Below are 18,590 nucleotides of genomic sequence, written 5' to 3' on the forward strand. Positions count from 1 at the left end.
CGCGGACAACCGCGGTCCGCGACGGCCGGCCCGGCCCGCCGGTTCAGCTCTTTCCGGCCGCCGGCTCCGTGACCCGTACCGACAGGTCGTTGTCCACCGTGCAGTACGGGCCGATCAGCGCCGGGCCGCGTGGTGTGGACAGCGGCCGCGCGGGATAGCCGAAGACCGCCTTCTTGTCCGCGACGTCGTCCAGGATCCGGGCGATCCGCACCGCCCCGGCCCCGGCGGACGGCCGCAGCCACAGGTCCCACGGCTCGTCACCGCCCTGCCAGGGACCGGCGAACTCCGGGTACGGCAGGGTGCAGGAGAAACGGGTGCCGTCGGCGGCCACGGGCACCGTGCGGACCTCGGACGGATCGCGCCGGCAGCGCGCCTCGACGACGGCGCCCGGCCCCGGCACCGCCCCGTACAGCCTTCCCTCCACGGCCAGTCCGCCGTCCCGTACATGGAGGTCGCCCGCCTCCGCGTGCGGTGCCCGCAGCCAGCTGCGGACCGAGAGGTTGCCGTGCTTGGTGGTGTACGGGATGCGGACGGCCACCGAGCCGCGGCCCGGGGCCGGGTGGCGCTCGACGATCGTGCGCAGATCGTTGACGCCGGGTACCAGCCGTACCGGCTCGGCGCCGGGGGCCGCCTCATAGGCGTCCCAGCGCCCCTCCGGCAGCGCCACGGTACTCGGCAGGACGGCACGCAGCCGGCCGTCGCCCGCGGGCACCAGGGGCAGCCGCAGTTCACCGGCCGGGCCGTCGCCGTCCACGCCGCGGCGGCGGAGCAGCAGGGCCGCGTCCCAGGACTCGGCGCGCCCCGGGGCCTCGATGTCGAAGGTGAGACCTCCGGCGGAGTCCGCTATGCAGTCCGCGCGGGGGGCGGCGGGCTCTTCCGGACGCCCCGCACCGTCCGGCGCGGGGAGCGGCCGGGGAATGCCGGGACGGAGGGGAAGATCGGCGGAGGTGGTCATGCGGTGCGGCCCCCTCTCAGTACGGCACCGGCGTGGGCACGGGCGGCGTACGCCCCGCCGAGCAGCGCGCCGCGGGTGCGGTGCAGCGAGCTGCGCAGCCTGCCGCGGGCACCGCTGCCACCGCGGTCCACGAGCTCCTGGAAGAGCGTCTCGTAACGGCAGGCGACCCGGGAGGGGTCGAAACGGGCGGAATCGTTCAGTGCGGCGCGGCCCATCCTGTGCCTTAAGGGGTCGTCGTTGATGAGTTCGAGAAGGGCGGCGGCGATCGCGTCGGTGCTGCCGGTGGGCACGAGCCGCCCGTCGACGCCGTTGTCGATGATCTCGCCGGGACCGTGCGGGCAGTCGGTGGAGACCACCGGGAGTCCGCAGCGCATGGCCTCCACGATGGTCATCCCGAAGGACTCCAGGCTGGAGGTGACCGCGGCGATCGATCCCTTGGTCCACTCGGGGTCCAGCGGGTTGGCGGGCCCCATCAGATAGACATGGTTGTAGAGCCCGAGCTTGTCGATCAGGCGCCGCAGTTTCTCCTTCTCCGCACCGCCGCCGTAGATCCGCAGCCGCCAGTCGGGCCGGACCGCGACCACCTTCCCGAAGGCGCGGATCAGCAGGTCGTACCGCTTGACCCGGGCCAGCCGGCCGGCCGCGACCACCCACTTGCCGGAGCCGTCGGCGGGCGCGACCCGCGGCTCGGGAACGCTGTTCGGCACCGCCTCCACATGGACACCGGGCAGCTTGAGCCGGCGCCGGTACGAGACGGCGTCGGCCTCGGTGACGGTGGTGACCGCGTCGAGCCGGGGGTAGAGCCGCCCCAACTGCGCGCGCAGCGCCGCCGAGTGGCTGTCCAGCGTCAGATGCTCCTGGCCCACGAGGACCGGGCCGCGCCGGGTCTCCCGGGCGATGTGCGCGTTGAGCCCGGGCCGCGTGCCGACGACGACGTCCGCCTCGACGGTGCGCAGGTGCTCGGCGATCCGGCGGTCGGTGAGCCGGCTGTACTGCTTGTAGCGGCCCTCCGCCGCGGGGAACACCTTTGCGGACGCCGCGTGTTCGGGACTGTCCCCCTCGTAGTCCGGGCTGTCCTTGCGGAGGTCCACGAGGTGCCGCAGCCGGACGCGCGGTCCGTGGTCGAAGACCGGCGCGTCGCGGTGGCGGAAGACGGAGACGATCTCCACGTCGTGCTGCTCGGCCAGCGAGCGGGCGAGATTGTAGGTGGTACGGATCGTTCCCCCGATGCCGTACGCGTTGTGAATCAGGAAGGAAATCTGCATGCGTCCCCGTATTCCACGGTTCCTGCGGAGAGCCCGGCTGGTCCCGCGTTCTCCGCCTACCGAATGGTTGGACCCGTCCCGGGCGCCTCGGGTTGGCCTCCATGACGATCCTGTTGCACAAGGGATGCGACATCGGTAGCCGGCGCGGGCAACCATCCGAACCGGGAAAACGTCATCGCGCGTACTGCCGTCACGGTTTGACGGTGTGTCGACCACATGATTCACCCCCTGGAGCGATGCGGTGCCGGGGCCCCGGCGGGCCTCCGGCGGGCGGACGCGGTGCCCGGCATTTCCCGACTGTCCGTGTTCGCGCGGGTGAAACACCCGGTCCCCGTGCCGGAGCACCGGCGCCGGGCCGCACCGGCCCCCGGGCGTCCTTCCCCGCAGGTCCCTCCGGCTCCGGCAGGCCCCGGCCGGCGAGGGACGCCCGGCCTTCGCGGCAGCCCGTCAACCGCTCGCGCCCGTACAGGAGTTCACTTCCTCTCCCCGCCACGGTCCGCGACCGGGCCGGGGCGTGACCCCGGCCGCGCGTCACCCGTTGTCCCCCGTGTGGGCCGGAACGCCCGGCCCCGCCCCGAGACCGAGGAGCCTCCCGTGCCGCGTTTGCTCGACGTCAGCGATGACGTGCGCGCCGAGATCGGCGATGAAGAAGCCGACCGGTTGCTCACCGGCGAGAACGCACCCGGCAGCTACGACTGCACCTCCTGCCGGACCCCCGGGGACACCGGGCAGGAGCGGACCAGCACCGTGCTGTTCGTCGGCGACGAAACCGCCGTACTCGCCTTCGCCCACGCCACGTGCGTCCCGTCCCAGGTGGTGCCGGTCGCGGAGGAGCAGTTGCAGGGCGCCGTGCGCAGCATCACGGGCGGGGAGGGCCGGGAGACGGCGGCCGCTCCGCCGGTGCCGGCCGGCGCCGGCGTACCGGGTCCGCCGGCGGCTCCGGACCTCGGCCCGCCGCGCGGCTCCGCGCCGCGCGACCCGCTGTACGACCCGGCTCCGCACGGTCTCCGGGCCGTGCCGCCCGCCCCCCTCGCCGACGCCCCCGGAGCCGTCGCCCGGCCGGAGCCCCGGCAGGCGGTGATCGGTGTCACCAGCGGACTGGTCCTGGCCGACGGCGCCCTGTGGCCGGGGCTGGTCGTGGAACCCACGGGCCCGATCGCCCGGCCCGGCTCCGACGGCCCCGGGGACGAGTTCCTGCCGATCCTCCTCGACCAGGGCTTCCAGGCCGTGAACCACGTGGAGCAGAAGCCGCCGCTGCTCGCCGGCTGGTCCGTGCTGCTGGCGGAGGGGCGGCTGCACGCGGTCCTCCAGCCGGGCAACGGCGGCCCGCAGGTCGCATGGTGGCAGGCCCACGAACCGCTGACGGTGACCGACGGCTGGCGGACCGCGGCCGCCCGGACCTCGAAGGTCCTGGTCTTCGCCGCCCCCGCGGGCGCGATCGGCCGGCAGTCCCACGAGGACGTGCTGCGCGAGGCCCTGGACCGGGCCGCCGCGGCCGGTGTGCTCGTCGCCGCGGTCCTGCCGCTGGCGGGCACATGACCTCCACCGGCTCCGGGTGCCCGGCCTCCGCCGGGGGCGGGCGCCCCGCACCCTCCGTCCGGGCGGCGGGCGCCGGCCGGGCACACACCGCCGGAAACGGGCTTTTCCCCACGGAACCGCATCCACCGGGCGGCCGGGTCGTTGGCAGGTACGTGCACTCATACGAACCGCCGGCCCGGCTGCCGTACCCCCACCCCATCCCGGGAATGCGCCCGGCGCACGAGCCCTTCCCGGCCGGCCAGCAGTCGCCGACCCCGATCTACGACTCCCTCTACGCCGAGTACCGGCGCCAGTTCCGGGCCCTCCCGGGTGACCGCCTGGGCGAGGAGGACCTCGGCTTCAAACCGTTCGGCATCGGCCTTCGCGAGTCCCAGAACACCTGGGAGCGGGTACGGCCCCCCGAACCGCTGCGGCGGCACCGGAGGGCCGTGCCGCGGGCCCTGCCGCCCGCCCTGCGGGACAATCGCACGCGCCAAGTGCCGTAGCCGGGGAGGTTCACCGGCTCACGACACCCGGCACGGCACCGGCGCCGAGCCGAGCGGCGGGTGAGGCCCCGGGCCTCCGCCCGCCGCTCCCCCGCCTCCGGGATCACTTCTTGCGGCCCCGCTTCTCGCGCACCCGGACCGAGATGTGGATCGGGGTGCCCTCGAAGCCGAACTCCTCGCGCAGCCGCCGCTCCACGAACCGGCGGTAGCCCGCCTCCAGGAAGCCGGAGGCGAAGAGCACGAACCGCGGCGGCCGGACGCCGGCCTGCGTGCCGAAGAGGATCCGCGGCTGCTTGCCGCCCCGGATGGGGTGCGGGTGCGCGGCCACGATCTCGCCGAGGAAGGCGTTGAGCCGGCCCGTCGGCACCCGGGTCTCCCAGCCCTCCAGGGCGGTCTCGATCGCCGGGACGAGCTTCTCCATGTGCCGGCCGGTGCGCGCGGAGACGTTGACCCGCGGGGCCCACTGGACCTGCACCAGGTCCTGCTCGATCTCCCGTTCCAGGTAGTAGCGGCGCTCCTCGTCCAGGGTGTCCCACTTGTTGTACGCGATCACCAGGGCGCGGCCCGCGTCGACGGCCATGCTGATGATGCGGGTGTCCTGGACGCTGATGGATTCGCTGGCGTCGATGAGGACGACCGCGACCTCCGCCTTCTCCAGGGCGGCGGCGGTGCGCAGCGAGGCGTAGTAGTCCGCGCCCTCCTGCAGGTGGACCCGGCGGCGGATGCCCGCGGTGTCCACGAACTTCCAGGTGACGCCGCCCAGTTCGATCAGTTCGTCGACCGGGTCACGGGTGGTGCCGGCCATCTCGTTGACGACCACCCGCTCCTCGCCGGCCACCTTGTTGAGCAGGGAGGACTTGCCGACGTTGGGGCGGCCGATCAGGGCGACCCGGCGCGGCCCGCCGAGTCCGCCGCCGAAGGTCTGCCGCGGCGCCTCCGGCAGCGCCTCCAGCACCGCGTCGAGCAGATCGCCGGTGCCGCGGCCGTGCAGCGAGGAGACCGGGTACGGCTCGCCCAGGCCGAGGTTCCAGAGCGCGGCGGCGTCCGCCTCGCCACTGGGGCCGTCAACCTTGTTGGCGCAGAGCACGACGGGCTTGCCCGCCCGGCGCAGCAGCTTGACCACGGCCTCGTCGGTGTCGGTCGCGCCCACCTTGGAGTCCACGACGAAGACGACCGCGTCGGCGGCGTCGATGGCGAACTCGGCCTGGGCGGCCACGGCGGCGTCGATGCCGAGCACGTCCTGCTCCCAGCCACCGGTGTCGACGACCTTGAAGCGGCGGCCGGCCCACTCGGCCTCGTAGGTGACGCGGTCGCGGGTGACGCCGGGCTTGTCCTCGACGACCGCCTCGCGGCGGCCGATGATCCGGTTCACCAGAGTCGACTTGCCGACGTTGGGGCGGCCGACGACGGCGAGGACGGGGAGCGGGCCGTGGCCGGCCGCGGCGAGATCGCCCTCGACCTCCTCCGGGTCGAAGCCCTCCTCCGCGGCGAGCTCCATGAACTCCGTGTACTCGGCGTCGCCGAGCGCACCGTGCTCGTCGGCGGCGTGGTTCTGGTCGTTCATGAAGTGGGTTCCTCGTTCATCGTTCATCGTCGGCGGGCCCAACGTGGTCCGCCCGTCAGTGTCGTTCAGCGGCCGGTGATACGCCGGGCCTCGGACAGGTGGGCGCCCAGCCGCCGCTGGATGCGCTCGGTCGCCGCGTCCAGGGCGGCGCGGGTGCGCCGGCCCGTGCCGTCCCCCGCGTCGAAGGGGTCGCCGAAGACCACGTCGACCCGGCTGCGCAGCGGCGGCAGGCCGGATATCACCCGGCCGCGCCGGTCGTTGGACCCCAGGACGGCGACCGGGACGATCGGCGCCCCGGAGCGCACCGCGAAGTAGGCCAGCCCGGCGCGCAGGGAGGCGAAGTCGCCCTCGCCGCGGGTGCCCTCGGGAAAGATCCCGAGGACACCGCCGCGTTCCAGCACCCCGAGGGCTCCGCTGATCGCGGCCCGGTCGGCGCCCGAACGGTCCACCTTCAGCTGCCCGATCCCGCGCAGGAACGGGTCCAGCGGACCGATGAACGCCTCCTTCTTGATCAAGAAGTGCACCGGCCGGGGCGCGGTGCCCATCAGCATCGGGCCGTCGATGAGGTGGGAGTGGTTCACCGCGAGGATCACCGGTCCGGCGGCGGGCATCTTCCAGGCGCCCAGGACCCGCGGTTTCCACAGCCCGTACATCAGGCCGACCCCGATGCGGCGGCCGACCGCCGCACCGCTCTCCGAGCCCTTGCCCGCGGCCGCGGCGGCCGTGGCCCCGGCCTGCGCGCGCGCCGTCCTCACGCCGACTGCCCCGCACGGTCCGCGGTGTTCCCGGCGGAGGGGTGCTGGGCAGCGGCGTTCTCGACGAGGGTGACCACGCACTCGATGACCTGCTCCAGCGTCAGTTCGGTGGTGTCCACCTCGTGGGCGTCCTCCGCCTTGGCCAGCGGGGAGACCTTGCGGCCGGAGTCGGCGGCGTCCCGCTTGATCAGTGCTTCCCGCGTGGCGGCGAGGCCGGCGGCCTCCTTGCCCTTGAGCTCCCCGCTGCGGCGGGCGGCGCGGGCCTCCGGCGAAGCGGTCAGGAAGACCTTGAGGTCGGCGTCGGGGAGGACGGTGGTGCCGATGTCCCGGCCCTCGACCACGATGCCGCTCCGGGTGCTCCGGGCGATCTGCCGCTGGAGTTCCGTCAGCCGGGCCCGCACCTCCGGGACGGCGCTCACGGCGCTGACCGCGGCGGTGACCTCCCGGGTGCGGATCGGCCCGGTGGCGTCGGCGCCGTCGACCGTGATGGCCGGGCAGCCCGGGTCGGTGCCGGAGACGATCGTGGGCTTGGCGGCGGCGGTCGCCACGGCCGCGGCGTCGTTCACGTCCACGCCGTTGCTCAGCATCCACCAGGTGATCGCGCGGTACTGCGCTCCGGTGTCCAGGTACCGCAGGCCGAGCTTGGCGGCCACGGCCTTGGACGTGCTGGACTTGCCCGTGCCGGAGGGGCCGTCGATGGCGACGATCACTGCTGCCGGAGCGGTCCGGGCGGCGGTTTCCACGGTGGTGAACACCTTCCTTGTGGGCACGGGCGGGAGCGGACCGGCAGGAGAGGCTGCCGGAGAACCTTCGGACAAGGTTACCGGCCCCCCGGAGCGCCCCGTACAGCCCCGGGCGTCCCGGCGGCCCCAGGGGCCACGGGGCGGGACGGCCCGGGTGGTGCCGCGCGGCTACTGCCGGATCGACCAGCCCTTCTCGCGCAGGGCGGCGGTGAGGCCCGGTGCCGCCGCCGGTTCCACCATGAGCTGGATGAGGCCGGCCTGCTGCCCGGTGGCGTGCTCGATCCGGACGTCCTCGATGTTGACCCCGGCCCGGCCCGCGTCGGCGAAGATCTTCGCCAGCTGCCCGGGCTGGTCGCCGATGAGCACCGTCACGCTCTCGTACGCCGCCGGGGCCGCGCCGTGCTTCCCGGGTACCCGCTCACGGCCGGTGTTCCCCCGCCGAAGCACGTCCTCGATACCCGCCGCGCCGCCGTGCCGCTTCTCCTCGTCGGCCGACTCCAGGGCGCGCAGGGCCCGCACCGTCTCCTCCAGGTCGGAGGCGACCGCGGAGAGGATCTCGGCGACCGGGCCGGGGTTGGCGGACAGGATGTCGGTCCACATGGCCGGGTCGGAGGCGGCGATCCTGGTGACGTCCCGGATGCCCTGGCCGCAGAGCCGCACCGCCGTCTCGTCGGCGTCCTCCAGCCGGGCCGCGACCAGGCTGGACAGCAGTTGCGGGGTGTGCGAGACGAGCGCCACGGCGCGGTCGTGGGCATCGGCGTCCATGACGACGGGCACGGCGCGGCAGAGCGAGACCAGCTCCAGGGCCAGGTTCAGCACCTCGGTGTCGGTCGCGGCGGTGGGCGTGAGAACCCAGGGCCGTCCCTCGAAGAGATCGGCGGTGGCCGCCATCGGGCCGGACCGCTCCCGGCCCGCCATCGGATGGGTGCCCAGGTAGGACGTGAGGTCGCCGCCGAGGGCCTCCAGCTCACGGCGCGGACCGCCCTTGACGCTGGCGACGTCCAGATAGCCGCGGGCCACGCCGCTGCGCTGGGCGCCGGCGACCGCCTCCGCGACCCGGGCGGGCGGTACGGCGACGACCGCCAGGTCCACGGGGCCGCCGGGGGCCTCCTCCGTGCCGGCGCCGAGCGCGGCCGCGGTGTGGGCCCGGGAGGGGTCGTGGTCGGTGAGATGGACCCGTACGCCGCGGCCGGAGAGGGCGAGCGCGGCGGAGGTGCCGATCAGTCCGGTCCCGATGACGAGGGCGGTTCTCACGTGGGTGACGTCCTTGCGGAGTGCGGCTGCGGCGCCGGTACGGGCGGCGGCCGCCCTCCGGCGGCCGCCGGACCGCGCGGGCGGGCCGCGCCGTCCCGGCTCGGGTCCAGCGTAACGATCGCGGGCGGCGGGGCCCGGGCACCGACCGCCCTGCGAGACGGCGGGGCCCGGAACGCGCCGGGCCCCGGCCCCGGCCCCGGCCCCGGTCCCGGTCCCGCACTGGACCGGCGCGGGCCGTGACCGGGGTGCGCCGCAGCGCACCGGGGACGGCCGCCGGTGCCGCAGCAGGCAGCGTTCGCCCGTTGAGACGCGGCGTCCGGTGCGTGCTCCCGGCGTGCCGGCCGGGGGTCTTCGTACCGGATCGCACGGGGGCTTTCGGCCGGTGCGGCGCGTGGGGGCGCCCCCTGCTCGCAGAGCTCGGGGTGGGGGTGCCCCCTGCTCGGAGAGCTCGGGGTGGGGGTGCCCCCTGCTCGGAGAGCTCGGGGTGGGGGTGCCCCCTGCTCGGAGAGCTCGGGGTGGGGGTGCCCCCTGCTCGCAGAGCTTGGGGTGGGGGTGCCCCCTGCTCGCAGAGCTTGGGGTGGGGGTGCCCCCTGCTCGGAGAGCTTGGGGTGGGGGTGCCCCCTGCTCGGAGAGCTTGGGGTGGGGGTGCCCCCTGCTCGGAGAGCTTGGGGTGGGGGTGCCCCCTGCTCGGAGAGCTCGGGGGAGTGCCGGGCGTCGCGACGGGGCGAACGCCGCCTGTTGCGGGACTAGAGCTCCACCTCGCGCATCAGCATGCCGACCTCGGTGTTGGTGAGGCGCCGCAGCCAGCCGGACTTCTGGTCGCCGAGGGCGATCGGGCCGAAGCCGGTGCGGACGAGCCGGTCGACCGGGAAGCCCGCCTCGGCGAGCATCCGGCGGACGATGTGCTTGCGGCCCTCGTGGAGGCTGACCTCCACCAGGTAGTTCTTGCCGGTGTTCTCCACCACCCGGAAGTGGTCGGCGCGGGCGTAGCCGTCCTCCAGCTGGATGCCGTCCTTGAGGCGCTTGCCCAGGTCGCGCGGGATGGGGCCCTGGATCGCGGCGAGGTAGGTCTTCCGCACGCCGTAGCGGGGGTGGGTGAGGCGGTGGGCCAGTTCACCGTGGTTGGTGAGCAGGATGATGCCCTCCGTCTCGGTGTCGAGCCGGCCGACGTGGAAGAGCCGGGTCTCCCGGTTGGTGACGTAGTCGCCGAGGCACTGGCGGCCGTCCGGGTCCTCCATGGTGGACACGACGCCGGCGGGCTTGTTCAGCGCGAAGAAGAGGTACGACTGGGTGGCGACGGTCAGGCCGTCGACCTTGACCTCGTCCTTCTCCGGGTCGACCCGGAGGCCCTGCTCGGTGACGACGCGGCCGTTGACCTCCACGCGCCGCTGGTCGATCAGCTCTTCGCAGGCCCGCCGGGAGCCCATGCCGGCCCGCGCCAGCACTTTCTGCAGCCGCTCGCCCTCCGGCTCGCCGAAGGTCGTCGGCGGCTTGGGCCGGTCCGTGCGGTGCCGGGCGCGGTTGCGCTCCTCGATCTGCGCCTCGTACTCGCGGGGGCGGGCCGGGGGCTGCGGACGGCCGCCGCGGGACGGGCCGCCCGCGCGCGGGCCCGCGCCACGGGCCGGGCCGCCGCCACGGGCTCCCGCCGGGCTCTTCGGGCCGCCCTTGGCCCCGCCGCGGGCCGCCGCGCCCCGGCTGCCGCCGGAGGATCCGGCCGGGCCCCGGCCGGGACGGCCGTCGCGGTCGGTGGTGCGGGCGCCGCGGTCGCGGTCGCGGTCGTCCCGTCCGGCGCGGCCTCGGTTGTCCCGGTCGCGGTCGGCGGGACGCCGGTCGTCGCGGCCCCGCTCGCCGCGGCCCCGGCTGTCGCGGTCGCCGGGACGGCGTTCGTCCCGGCCCCGGCCGCTCTCGCGGCCGCGGTCCCGGTCCCGGTCCCGGTCCCGGTCGAAGCCCACGTCGTAGCGGCGCTCCTCGGGACGGGGGCGGCCGTCGCGCCGCGGCCGCTCGTCGCGGCCTCCCCCGGCCTGCCGCCGGGAGTCCCCTCCCGTGCCCCGGTAGTTCTGCCTACCGGTGTCCCTGCTGTTCCTGCCGCTGCTTCGCATCAAAGTTCCGTCTGAGAGTGGCCGCTGTCGTCTGTGTCCGGAGCGTCCGGATCGAACGACGGCACTCCTTCCTGCGATTCCGGCTCGACCGCCTCCGCCTCCGGGAGGAAGGGGGCGAGCTCCGGCAGTTCGTCCAGGCCGCGCAGGCCCATCCGCTCCAGGAAGTAGTGCGTCGTCCTGTACAGGATCGCACCTGTCTCGGGTTCCGTGCCCCCCTCCTCCACCAGACCCCGCTGGAGGAGGGTGCGCATCACACCGTCACAGTTGACCCCTCGTACGGCGGAGACGCGGGACCTGCTCACCGGCTGCCGGTACGCGACCACGGCCAGTGTCTCCAGAGCGGCCTGGGTGAGCCGTGCCTGCCGGCCGTCCAGGACGAACGACTCGACGGCGTCGGCGTACTCGGGCCGGGTGTAGAAGCGCCAGCCGCCGGCGACCAGGCGCAGCTCGAAGCCGCGGCCCTGCGCCGCGTACTCGTCCGCCAGTTCGCGCAGGGCGTCGGAGACGGCGCGGCGCGGACGCTCCAGCACCTTGGCCAGGTGCTCGACGGTCGCGGGCTCGTCGACGACCATCAGGACCGCCTCCAGGGCGGGTTTGAGGTCGAGTCCGGCGACGTCCCGGGCCCCGGCCGGGAGTCCTTCCTCCGCTCCGGGCCCGTCCGCCGTCAACTCCCGGATGTCATACGCCTCGTCCGCCCCGCCGGTCCCGTGCACCGTGCTCACGCCGTCTCCTTCTGCCCGGCCGCGCCGGTCTTCTCGTCCGCCGGTGTCCCCGGCTCCTGGTCGAACTCGTCCGTGACGAGGGGCCGCTCGCCGTCCCCGTCCCGCGCGCCGGTCCAGCGGACGAGGAGCGAGCCGAGCGCCTCCTCCTGGTCGAGTTCCACCGCGCGTTCCCGGTAGAGCTCCAGCAGCGCGAGGAAGCGGGCGACGACGGTGAGGGTGTCATCGGTGTCCTCGGTCAGCTCCAGGAACGTCGCGGCACCGGCGGCGCGCAGCCGGGCGATCACGATCCCCGCCTGCTCGCGCACGCTGACCAGCGGGGCGTGGATGTGGTCCACGTACACCTGCGGCTTCGCCCGGGGCTGCATGGCCTTGACCGCGAGCCGGGCGAACCCTTCGGCTCCGATGCTGATGACGACATCGGGCAGCAGCTCGGCGTGGTGCGGCTCCAGGCCGACCGTACGCGGGTGCCGGCGGGCCTCGGTGACCAGCCGGTCGCCGAAGATGTCCGCGATCCGCTTGTACGCGCGGTACTGCAGCAGCCGGGCGAAGAGCAGATCGCGGGCCTCCAGCAGCGCGAGGTCGGCCTCGTCCTCGACCTCGGCGGCCGGGAGCAGCCGGGCGGCCTTGAGGTCGAGGAGGGTCGCGGCGACGACCAGGAACTCGGTGGTCTGGTCGAGGTCCCAGTCCGGGCCCATGGCCCGGATGTGCGCCATGAACTCGTCGGTGACCCGGGAGAGGGCGACCTCGGTCACATCCAGCTTGTGCTTGGCGATCAGTTGCAGCAGCAGGTCGAAGGGGCCCTCGAAGTTCGCCAGCCGCACGGTGAACCGGCCGTCGCTCTCAGCACCTTCACCGGCGGCCCCGCCGGTCTCATCGGCGACGCCCGCCTCGTCGGCCGGTGCGGCCGGTGCGGCCTGCGGGCTCAGGGCGGGCCCCGCGGGCCCGGCCGACGCCGGGGACCGGTCCGGCTCCTCGGGCCGGACGGGCTCCCCGGGCGGGACGGGCTCCTCGGGCCGGACGGGCTCCCCGGCCCGGGGAACGCCTGCGGGCATCGTGGGCTCGGCCGGTTCGCCGGGCCGGGAGGACCCCGCGGACGCTGCGGGCCGGGCGGGCTCCGCGGACCGGGCGGGCCCCGCGGCGGCGTTCCCGGCGGCCGGGCCGCCGCCGTCGTCGCCCCGCCCCGGTGCGGCCCGGGCCGGTCCGGGGCCCGCTCCCCCGTCGTCCTGCCCGGCGGGCTCCCGGCGCGCCGGCCGGGCCCGCTCCTCCTCCGGAACAGACGCCGCCGGCGGGCCCGTTCGTGCCGGGGCGTCCGCGGCAGCGGCGGTGGCTTCGGCGGCCGGCCGCCGCGTGTCCCGCGGTCGCGGGCCGTCCGGCGGCGGCGCGGTGCGCGGCGGGGCGTCCGGGAGCGGCGCGGTGCCCCGGAGGGGCTCGGCGTCCAGGGGCGCTGCGGCGGCCGGAGGCGCGTCCCGGGGCGCGCCGGCCGTGCCGGGAGCCGACGCCGGGCGGACGGGCTTGCGCGCTCCCGGCCCGTTGCCCAGCGGGCGGCGGCCCGGGCGGCGGGGCGGCGGGTCTCGGTCGTCGGTCGGCGGCATCGCGGTCCATGGTGCGGAGGGCCGGGCGGGATGCCGCCCGTGGAACCGGCAGGTTACCTCTCAGCTGCCGCGCAGGCGCCGTACGAGGATGCTCGCGTCCCCCCGGGACTCCAGGTCGGCGAGGACGACCGCGACGGCCTCCCGCACGATCCGGCCGCGGTCGACGGCCAGCCCGTGCTCGCCGCGGAGCACCAGACGGGCGTGTTCGAGGTCCATGAGCTCCTCGGCGGAGACATAGACCGTGATCTTCTCGTCGTGACGCTCCCGGCCGCTGGGGCGGCGGCCGGTCCCCCGGGTGCGGCGGCGGGCCGCTCCGCCGGCGGCGGGGGTACGGGACAGCGGCCCCGTCTCCGGCTGCCGGCCGGCGGCCGGCCGTACGGGCGGGACCGGCGGGACGGACGGCGCGGACCGCTCCGCCGCCTCGGCACGGGCCGACGGGGCTCCCCGGCCCCCGTGTTCCGGGGCTGCCTCGGTCCGGGCGGCGTCGCCGCCGGCCGCGCCCTCGCCTCCCTCTCCGGAGGCCGCCGGGGCAGGGACCCGCGGCGTCTCCGCGGAGGGCTCCCCGCCCGCGTGCTCGCGGGCGGAGGCCGGTGAGGATGCCTGGAGCGCGGTCCCCCCGGTGGTGCGGAACAGTTCGTCGGCGCCGGGAAGACTCACTCGGCGTGGCACCGGGCGAGCACCTCCCTGGCGAGCTGACGGTAGGCGGCGGCGCCCACGGAGTTGGAGGCGTAGGTGGTGATCGGTTCACCGGCGACCGTGGTCTCCGGGAAGCGGACCGTGCGGCCGATGACCGTGTGGTAGACGTGGTCGTCGAAGGCCTCCACCACGCGGGCGAGCACTTCACGGCTGTGGACGGTCCGGGAGTCGTACATGGTGGCGAGGATGCCGTCCAGTTCGAGGTCGGGGTTGAGCCGCTCCTGGACCTTCTCGATGGTCTCGGTGAGCAGGGCGACCCCGCGCAGCGCGAAGAACTCGCACTCCAGCGGCACGATCACCTTGTGTGCCGCGGTGAGCGCGTTGACGGTCAGCAGGCCGAGGGACGGCTGGCAGTCGATGACGATGTAGTCGTAGTCGGCCAGCAGCGGCTTCAGGGCGCGCTGGAGCGTCGACTCGCGGGCGACCTCGCTGACGAGCTGGACCTCGGCGGCCGACAGGTCGATGTTGCTCGGCAGCAGGTCCATGTTGGGGACCGCGGTCTTGAGGAGCACCTCGTCCGCCGCCATGCCCCGCTCCATGAGCAGGTTGTAGACGGTGAGGTCGAGCTCCATCGGGTTGACGCCGAGCCCGACGGAGAGCGCGCCCTGCGGGTCGAAGTCGACCAGCAGCACCCGGCGCCCGTACTCGGCCAGCGCGGCGCCCAGGTTGATGGTCGAGGTGGTCTTGCCGACCCCGCCCTTCTGGTTGCACATCGCGATGACCTTGGCGGGGCCGTGGTCGGTGAGCGGGCCCGGGATGGGGAAGTACGGCAGCGGGCGCCCGGTGGGACCGACCCGTTCCCGGCGCTGGCGGGCCGCGTCCGGGGCGAGGGTGGCCGCGTACTCCGGATCGGGCTCGTACTCCGCGTCCGGGTCGTAGAAGTGCCCGTCGGGCAGGTCCTCGTAGTCGGCGAAACGGGCGGGCTCGCCGCCACCCTGGCCGCCGGCCGTGTCGTTCACGTGATGGCCGTCCATGCTCATGTGGGCTGTCGTGCTCTGCTGGGCTGCGAAGGTGTGGACAGCTATGGATCCGGCAGATTCGAGCCCCGAAAGGCTCCGGCCCTGCGCAGCCGCATCCGGCCGGCCACCTCCGGGAGTAAATGTCGACTCATTCACAAGTCGTCTTACCTCCTTGGATGTGACCAGAAAACTTTATCGACAGGTCAGCGTGGCGCTATGCCGACGGTTGGCGACTCTATGGCGTGTCGACGCCTCACAGCAACACAATCCGCCGCACCCGGCACCCTGTGTCGAAGGCGGAACTGCCCGCTGTCAAGGGCGTTTACGCCCCCGGACGGCACATTCCGGCAGGAACGAAACCGGTCGAACACTGACGTTCGAGGCGTGTTGACCCCGTCGCGGGAGAAGCCGGACACACGTCCGGCCGGACCTCACCCTTCGAGGTCCGGCCGGAATCGCATGGTTGACGCGCGGTCATGGGGTAGAGGGGCCACACCCCGGGGAGTTGCCGGACACGTCAGCCGAGCAGGGCCCCGGGGTCGGCCGCGGCCATGCCGTGCGCTTCCGCCACGGGCCCGTAGACGACCTGTCCCTCATGCGTGTTGAGGCCCCTGGCCAGCGCGGGGTCCCGGCGCAGCGCCTCCCGCCAGCCCCGGCCCGCGAGTTCGGTGATGTACGGCAGGGTGACGTTGGTCAGCGCGTGGGTGGACGTGTTCGGCACCGCCCCGGGCATGTTGGCCACGCAGTAGAAGACCGAGTCGTGGACGGTGAAGGCCGGTTCGGCGTGGGTGGTCGGCCGGGAGTCCTCGAAGCAGCCGCCCTGGTCGATGGCGATGTCGACAAGGACACTTCCCGGCTTCATCCGGGAGACCAGCTCGTTGGTCACCAGCTTGGGCGCCCTGGCGCCGGGGATCAGGACGGCACCGATCACGAGGTCGGCGGCGAGCACGGCCCGCTCCAGTTCGAAGGCGTTGGAGGTCACGGTCTGCACGCGGGTCCCGAAGACCTTGTCCGCCTCGCGCAGTTTGTTGACGTCCTTGTCGAGCAGGGTCACGTGGAAGCCCATGCCGATGGCGATCTGGGCGGCGTTCCAGCCGGAGACGCCGGCGCCGATGATCACGGCCCGGCCCGCCGGCACGCCCGGCACCCCACCGGGCAGCACTCCGCGCCCGCCGGCCGAGCGCATCAGGTGATAGGCGCCCACCTGGGGCGCGATCCGGCCGGCGACCTCGGACATCGGGGCCAGCAGCGGCAGCCGGCGGTCGGCGGTCTCCACCGTCTCGTAGGCGATGGCGGTGGTGCCGGACTCCAGGAGCGCCTCGGTGCACTCCCGGGAGGCGGCCAGGTGCAGATAGGTGAAGAGCACCTGGTCCTTGCGGAGCCGGTGGTACTCCTCGGCGACCGGCTCCTTCACCTTGAGCAGCAGGTCGGCGGCGGCCCACACCTCGTCGGCCGTCTGCAGGACGGTGGCGCCGGCGGCCGTGTACTCCTCGTCCGGGATGGAGGAGCCGTGGCCGGCCTCCCGTTCGACGAAGACCTGGTGTCCGTCACGCACCAGTTCGTGCACACCGGCGGGGGTTATCGCCACCCGGTACTCGTTGTTCTTGACCTCGCGGGGGATGCCGACCTTCACGGGGATCACAGTCCTTGGATGAGGGGGTCTTCCAGCAAGCCGGGACATACCGGTACATCCAGGATGCACACACTTCTTTCCGCGGCGCAGCCAGTCTAATGAAGGAGGTTCCCCTGTCTAGCCTTGCAAACCTCAAATTTCTTCTGGATGTGCCACATGTTTCTTAGGCTGGCTCCGGGGTTTCGCTCAACAGCCGTTGCGCCGCGGCCCGCTGGACCCCGGCGGCCACCGGATCGCCGAGCCGGTCCAGGGTGTCCGCCGTCCGCAACTGGATCCCCGCCGCGAGCCGGCGGTCGCCCGCCCGCCGGGCCGCGGCCAGCGCCTCGGCCCCGGTCCGCAGCGACTCCTCGGGCCGGCCCGCCCGCTCCTGCGTCCACGCCAGCTCGCCCAGCGCGCGGGCGTGCCCCGCGTCGTCCCGCAGCCTGCGGCAACCGGCCGCCGCCGCCCGCCAGTCGCGCAGCGACTCCTCCCAGTCACCGGCGCGTCCGTGCACCGTGCCCAGACGCCCGTAGAGCCGCGTCTCCGCTGCCAGGTCCCCGCGGGAGAGCCGCAGGGACAGCGCCCGGCCGTACCAGTCGGCGGCGCGCTGCCAGTCCTCCAGTTCCTCGTACGCGGCGCCGAGCGACTCCAGGGCCCGGCCCGTCAGTGCCCGGTCCCCGGCCTCCCGCGCCGCCTCCAGCGCGGAGCGGTACCGGGCCACGGCGTCGCGGACCCGGCCGGCGGCGGCGTCCAGATCCGCCAGGTTGACGTGGGCGGCGGCCTGCTCGGGGACGAGCCGGTGCCGTTCGGCCGCCTCCAGTGCGAGCTGGTGCAGCGGATAGAGCTCCGGGGCGGCCGCCTCCTCACCCCGGTGCGCGAGCAGCGCCCGGGCCAGGGCCGACAGCAGCCGCCGTGCCTGCGTCGCCGGCTCCCCCTCCTCGACGGCGACGCGCACGGCGGTCCGCAGCACCGGCAGCCGGGTGTCCAGCCACACCCCCGCCGCCGGCCGCGACGGAAAGCGCAGCTCCCGCGGCAGCTTCTCCAGCCAGGCGCGCGCCGCGGGCTCCGCGTCGCGCTCCGCCTCCGCCCGGCAGGACCGCAGCTGCCGCACCAGGCGCTCCAGCATCCGGGCCCGGGCGGTCCCCACCGCGGCGGGCTTCTCCCGCTCCCGCAGCACCGCGTCCACCAGCGGGAAGAGACAGCCCGGCAGCCGGTACGCGGGGCCGCCGGGGAGCCCGGGGGGCTCGTCGACGGGACGGAGCATCCCCCGGGCCGCCAGTTCGGCCAGCAGCGCCCGGGCGACGGACAACGGGCAGCCTGCGAGCGCCGAGGCGATCTGCGCGTCGGCGAATCCGGCCGGGGCCAGGGCCAGCAGCCGGAGCAGCACGGCGGCGGCCGGCGGCAGACCGCCGTACGCGAGCCGGAAGGCGCGGGCCACCGGCCGGATCGACGGGCCGTCCCCGGAGACCGGGGCCGCCGCGCCGGGGTCCGCGCGGGCCGCGCGGTCCGTTCCGGAGGGCAGTCCGCGCATCCCCAGCACGGCGTCCGCGACCGAGGCGGTGGGCCGGCCCGCCAGCCAGCCCCCGGCGAGCAGCAGCGCCGCCGGGCGGCCACCGCACTCCTCGACGAGTGTCTGCGCGGCCTGCGGGTCGACGGTCACCCGGGTGCGGCCCGCGTACCGGGCGAGCAGGGCGACGGCCGCGGTGGTGCCGAGCCCGCCGAGGGTGCAGGGCCGGACGTCGGTGATGCCGGTCAGCGGTCCCTCCGAGACGGCGACCACCAGGCAGCCCGGGGTGTCCGGGATCAGCTCGTGCACCTGTCCGGGGTCGGCCGCGTCGTCCAGCAGCAACAGGCAGCGGCGGCCGGCGAGAGCCGCGCGCACGGCCTCCGTGAGCTCGTCCTCGGCCGCCCCGGCGGGCGCCGAGCCGCCGAGCGCGCCGAGCAGGTCACGGGCGGCGTCCTCCGGGGGGACGGGGCGGCCGTCCGGTTCCGTCAGCCGGAGGCGGTACAGCCCTCCCGGGTAGTCGCCGGCCACCGCCCGGGCCAGCTCCTCGGCCAGCGCCGTCCGGCCGGAACCGGGGCGCCCGGCGACGAGCAGCACCCGGCTGCGGGCGGCCTTCCGGCCGGAGAGGGTGTCGAGGCCGGTCCGTCCGATGTCGGCGCGGAGGGCCTTCAGCTCCCGGTCGCGTCCGATGATCCCGCCGGCCGCCACCCCGGCCGGCCCGTCGGCGCCGACCGCCTGCTCCGTCACCGGCCACGCTCCGTCCGTCCGCTCCATCAGGGGCACACCGAGGGTAGTTCACCGCGGGCGGTGGTCCCGCCGCTCCGGGTCACGGGCGGAAGACACACG

At 75.0% G+C, this 18,590-nt stretch carries 15 protein-coding genes; 2 read left to right on the top strand and 13 right to left on the bottom strand.

What is annotated here, in order from left to right; all coding sequences use genetic code 11:
* Positions 1 to 43 precede the first annotated feature (43 nt).
* A complete protein-coding gene (locus KBZ10_RS24420; protein WP_247702905.1) occupies positions 44 to 955 on the bottom strand; it encodes a hypothetical protein in 912 nt (303 codons plus the stop codon).
* Positions 952 to 2,220 (bottom strand): glycosyltransferase family 4 protein, encoded by a 1,269-nt coding sequence (locus KBZ10_RS24425; protein ID WP_210989875.1) that lies wholly within the window; start codon positions 2,218 to 2,220, stop codon positions 952 to 954. The genes KBZ10_RS24420 and KBZ10_RS24425 overlap by 4 nt, the downstream gene beginning before the upstream one ends.
* 594 nt (positions 2,221 to 2,814) lie before the next feature.
* On the opposite strand from KBZ10_RS24425, the gene KBZ10_RS24430 reads away from it, so the two are divergent.
* Positions 2,815 to 3,759, top strand: a complete 945-nt coding sequence (locus tag KBZ10_RS24430) for a hypothetical protein (RefSeq protein WP_210989876.1) — start codon at positions 2,815 to 2,817, stop codon at positions 3,757 to 3,759.
* 206 nt (positions 3,760 to 3,965) lie between these two features.
* Positions 3,966 to 4,244 (top strand): hypothetical protein, encoded by a 279-nt coding sequence (locus KBZ10_RS24435; protein WP_210989877.1) that lies wholly within the window; start codon positions 3,966 to 3,968, stop codon positions 4,242 to 4,244.
* A 103-nt stretch (positions 4,245 to 4,347) separates the two neighbouring features.
* Here the strand turns inward: KBZ10_RS24435 and der are convergent, their stop codons facing one another.
* The 11 genes from der to KBZ10_RS24490 all read right to left on the bottom strand — a co-directional run bounded on the left by der (position 4,348) and on the right by KBZ10_RS24490 (position 18,518).
* Positions 4,348 to 5,808 (bottom strand): ribosome biogenesis GTPase Der, encoded by a 1,461-nt coding sequence (gene der, locus KBZ10_RS24440; RefSeq protein ID WP_210989878.1) that lies wholly within the window; start codon positions 5,806 to 5,808, stop codon positions 4,348 to 4,350.
* A 65-nt stretch (positions 5,809 to 5,873) separates the two neighbouring features.
* Complete coding sequence (locus tag KBZ10_RS24445; RefSeq protein ID WP_210989898.1) at positions 5,874 to 6,461, bottom strand: 1-acyl-sn-glycerol-3-phosphate acyltransferase; 588 nt, start codon at positions 6,459 to 6,461, stop codon at positions 5,874 to 5,876.
* A gap of 98 nt (positions 6,462 to 6,559) precedes the next feature.
* Complete coding sequence (cmk, locus tag KBZ10_RS24450; protein ID WP_210989899.1) at positions 6,560 to 7,318, bottom strand: (d)CMP kinase; 759 nt, start codon at positions 7,316 to 7,318, stop codon at positions 6,560 to 6,562.
* Positions 7,319 to 7,474: 156 nt separating this feature from the next.
* Complete coding sequence (locus KBZ10_RS24455) at positions 7,475 to 8,560, bottom strand: prephenate dehydrogenase (protein ID WP_210989879.1); 1,086 nt, start codon at positions 8,558 to 8,560, stop codon at positions 7,475 to 7,477.
* A 746-nt stretch (positions 8,561 to 9,306) separates the two neighbouring features.
* Complete coding sequence (locus KBZ10_RS24460) at positions 9,307 to 10,659, bottom strand: pseudouridine synthase (RefSeq protein WP_210989880.1); 1,353 nt, start codon at positions 10,657 to 10,659, stop codon at positions 9,307 to 9,309.
* Positions 10,659 to 11,327: an SMC-Scp complex subunit ScpB gene (gene scpB, locus KBZ10_RS24465; protein WP_210989900.1), complete on the bottom strand. Its 669-nt coding sequence runs from the start codon at positions 11,325 to 11,327 to the stop codon at positions 10,659 to 10,661. The genes KBZ10_RS24460 and scpB overlap by 1 nt, the downstream gene beginning before the upstream one ends.
* Before the next feature lie 50 nt (positions 11,328 to 11,377).
* The gene (locus KBZ10_RS24470; RefSeq protein ID WP_307847587.1) at positions 11,378 to 12,433 is read right to left on the bottom strand and encodes a segregation/condensation protein A; all 1,056 of its coding nucleotides are present in this window, start codon (positions 12,431 to 12,433) and stop codon (positions 11,378 to 11,380) included.
* Positions 12,434 to 13,033: 600 nt separating this feature from the next.
* Entirely contained in the window at positions 13,034 to 13,642 is a 609-nt protein-coding gene (locus KBZ10_RS24475; RefSeq protein WP_307847588.1) for a hypothetical protein, read from the bottom strand.
* Positions 13,627 to 14,784, bottom strand: coding sequence for a ParA family protein (locus KBZ10_RS24480; protein ID WP_210989882.1), 1,158 nt, complete (start codon positions 14,782 to 14,784; stop codon positions 13,627 to 13,629). The genes KBZ10_RS24475 and KBZ10_RS24480 overlap by 16 nt, the downstream gene beginning before the upstream one ends.
* Positions 14,785 to 15,145: 361 nt before the next feature.
* Positions 15,146 to 16,261 (bottom strand): alanine dehydrogenase, encoded by a 1,116-nt coding sequence (gene ald / locus KBZ10_RS24485; protein ID WP_210989902.1) that lies wholly within the window; start codon positions 16,259 to 16,261, stop codon positions 15,146 to 15,148.
* A 163-nt stretch (positions 16,262 to 16,424) separates the two neighbouring features.
* Positions 16,425 to 18,518 carry a tetratricopeptide repeat protein gene (locus KBZ10_RS24490; RefSeq protein WP_210989883.1) on the bottom strand — a complete coding sequence of 698 codons (2,094 nt, stop codon included), beginning with the start codon at positions 18,516 to 18,518 and terminating at the stop codon, positions 16,425 to 16,427.
* Between the last annotated feature and the right edge of the window lie 72 nt (positions 18,519 to 18,590).

The sequence above is a fragment of the Streptomyces sp. F63 genome, from assembly GCF_018070345.1.
Lineage (GTDB): Bacteria > Actinomycetota > Actinomycetes > Streptomycetales > Streptomycetaceae > Streptomyces.

Coding starts and splice junctions, on each gene's coding strand:
- KBZ10_RS24420 (WP_247702905.1), bottom strand. CDS start 955: ATGACCACCTCCGCCGATCTTCCCCTCCGTCCCGGCATTCCCCGGCCG.
- KBZ10_RS24425 (WP_210989875.1), bottom strand. CDS start 2,220: ATGCAGATTTCCTTCCTGATTCACAACGCGTACGGCATCGGGGGAACG.
- KBZ10_RS24435 (WP_210989877.1), top strand. CDS start 3,966: ATGCGCCCGGCGCACGAGCCCTTCCCGGCCGGCCAGCAGTCGCCGACC.
- der (WP_210989878.1), bottom strand. CDS start 5,808: ATGAACGACCAGAACCACGCCGCCGACGAGCACGGTGCGCTCGGCGAC.
- KBZ10_RS24445 (WP_210989898.1), bottom strand. CDS start 6,461: ATGTACGGGCTGTGGAAACCGCGGGTCCTGGGCGCCTGGAAGATGCCC.
- KBZ10_RS24460 (WP_210989880.1), bottom strand. CDS start 10,659: ATGCGAAGCAGCGGCAGGAACAGCAGGGACACCGGTAGGCAGAACTAC.
- KBZ10_RS24470 (WP_307847587.1), bottom strand. CDS start 12,433: ATGCCCGCAGGCGTTCCCCGGGCCGGGGAGCCCGTCCGGCCCGAGGAG.
- KBZ10_RS24490 (WP_210989883.1), bottom strand. CDS start 18,518: ATGGAGCGGACGGACGGAGCGTGGCCGGTGACGGAGCAGGCGGTCGGC.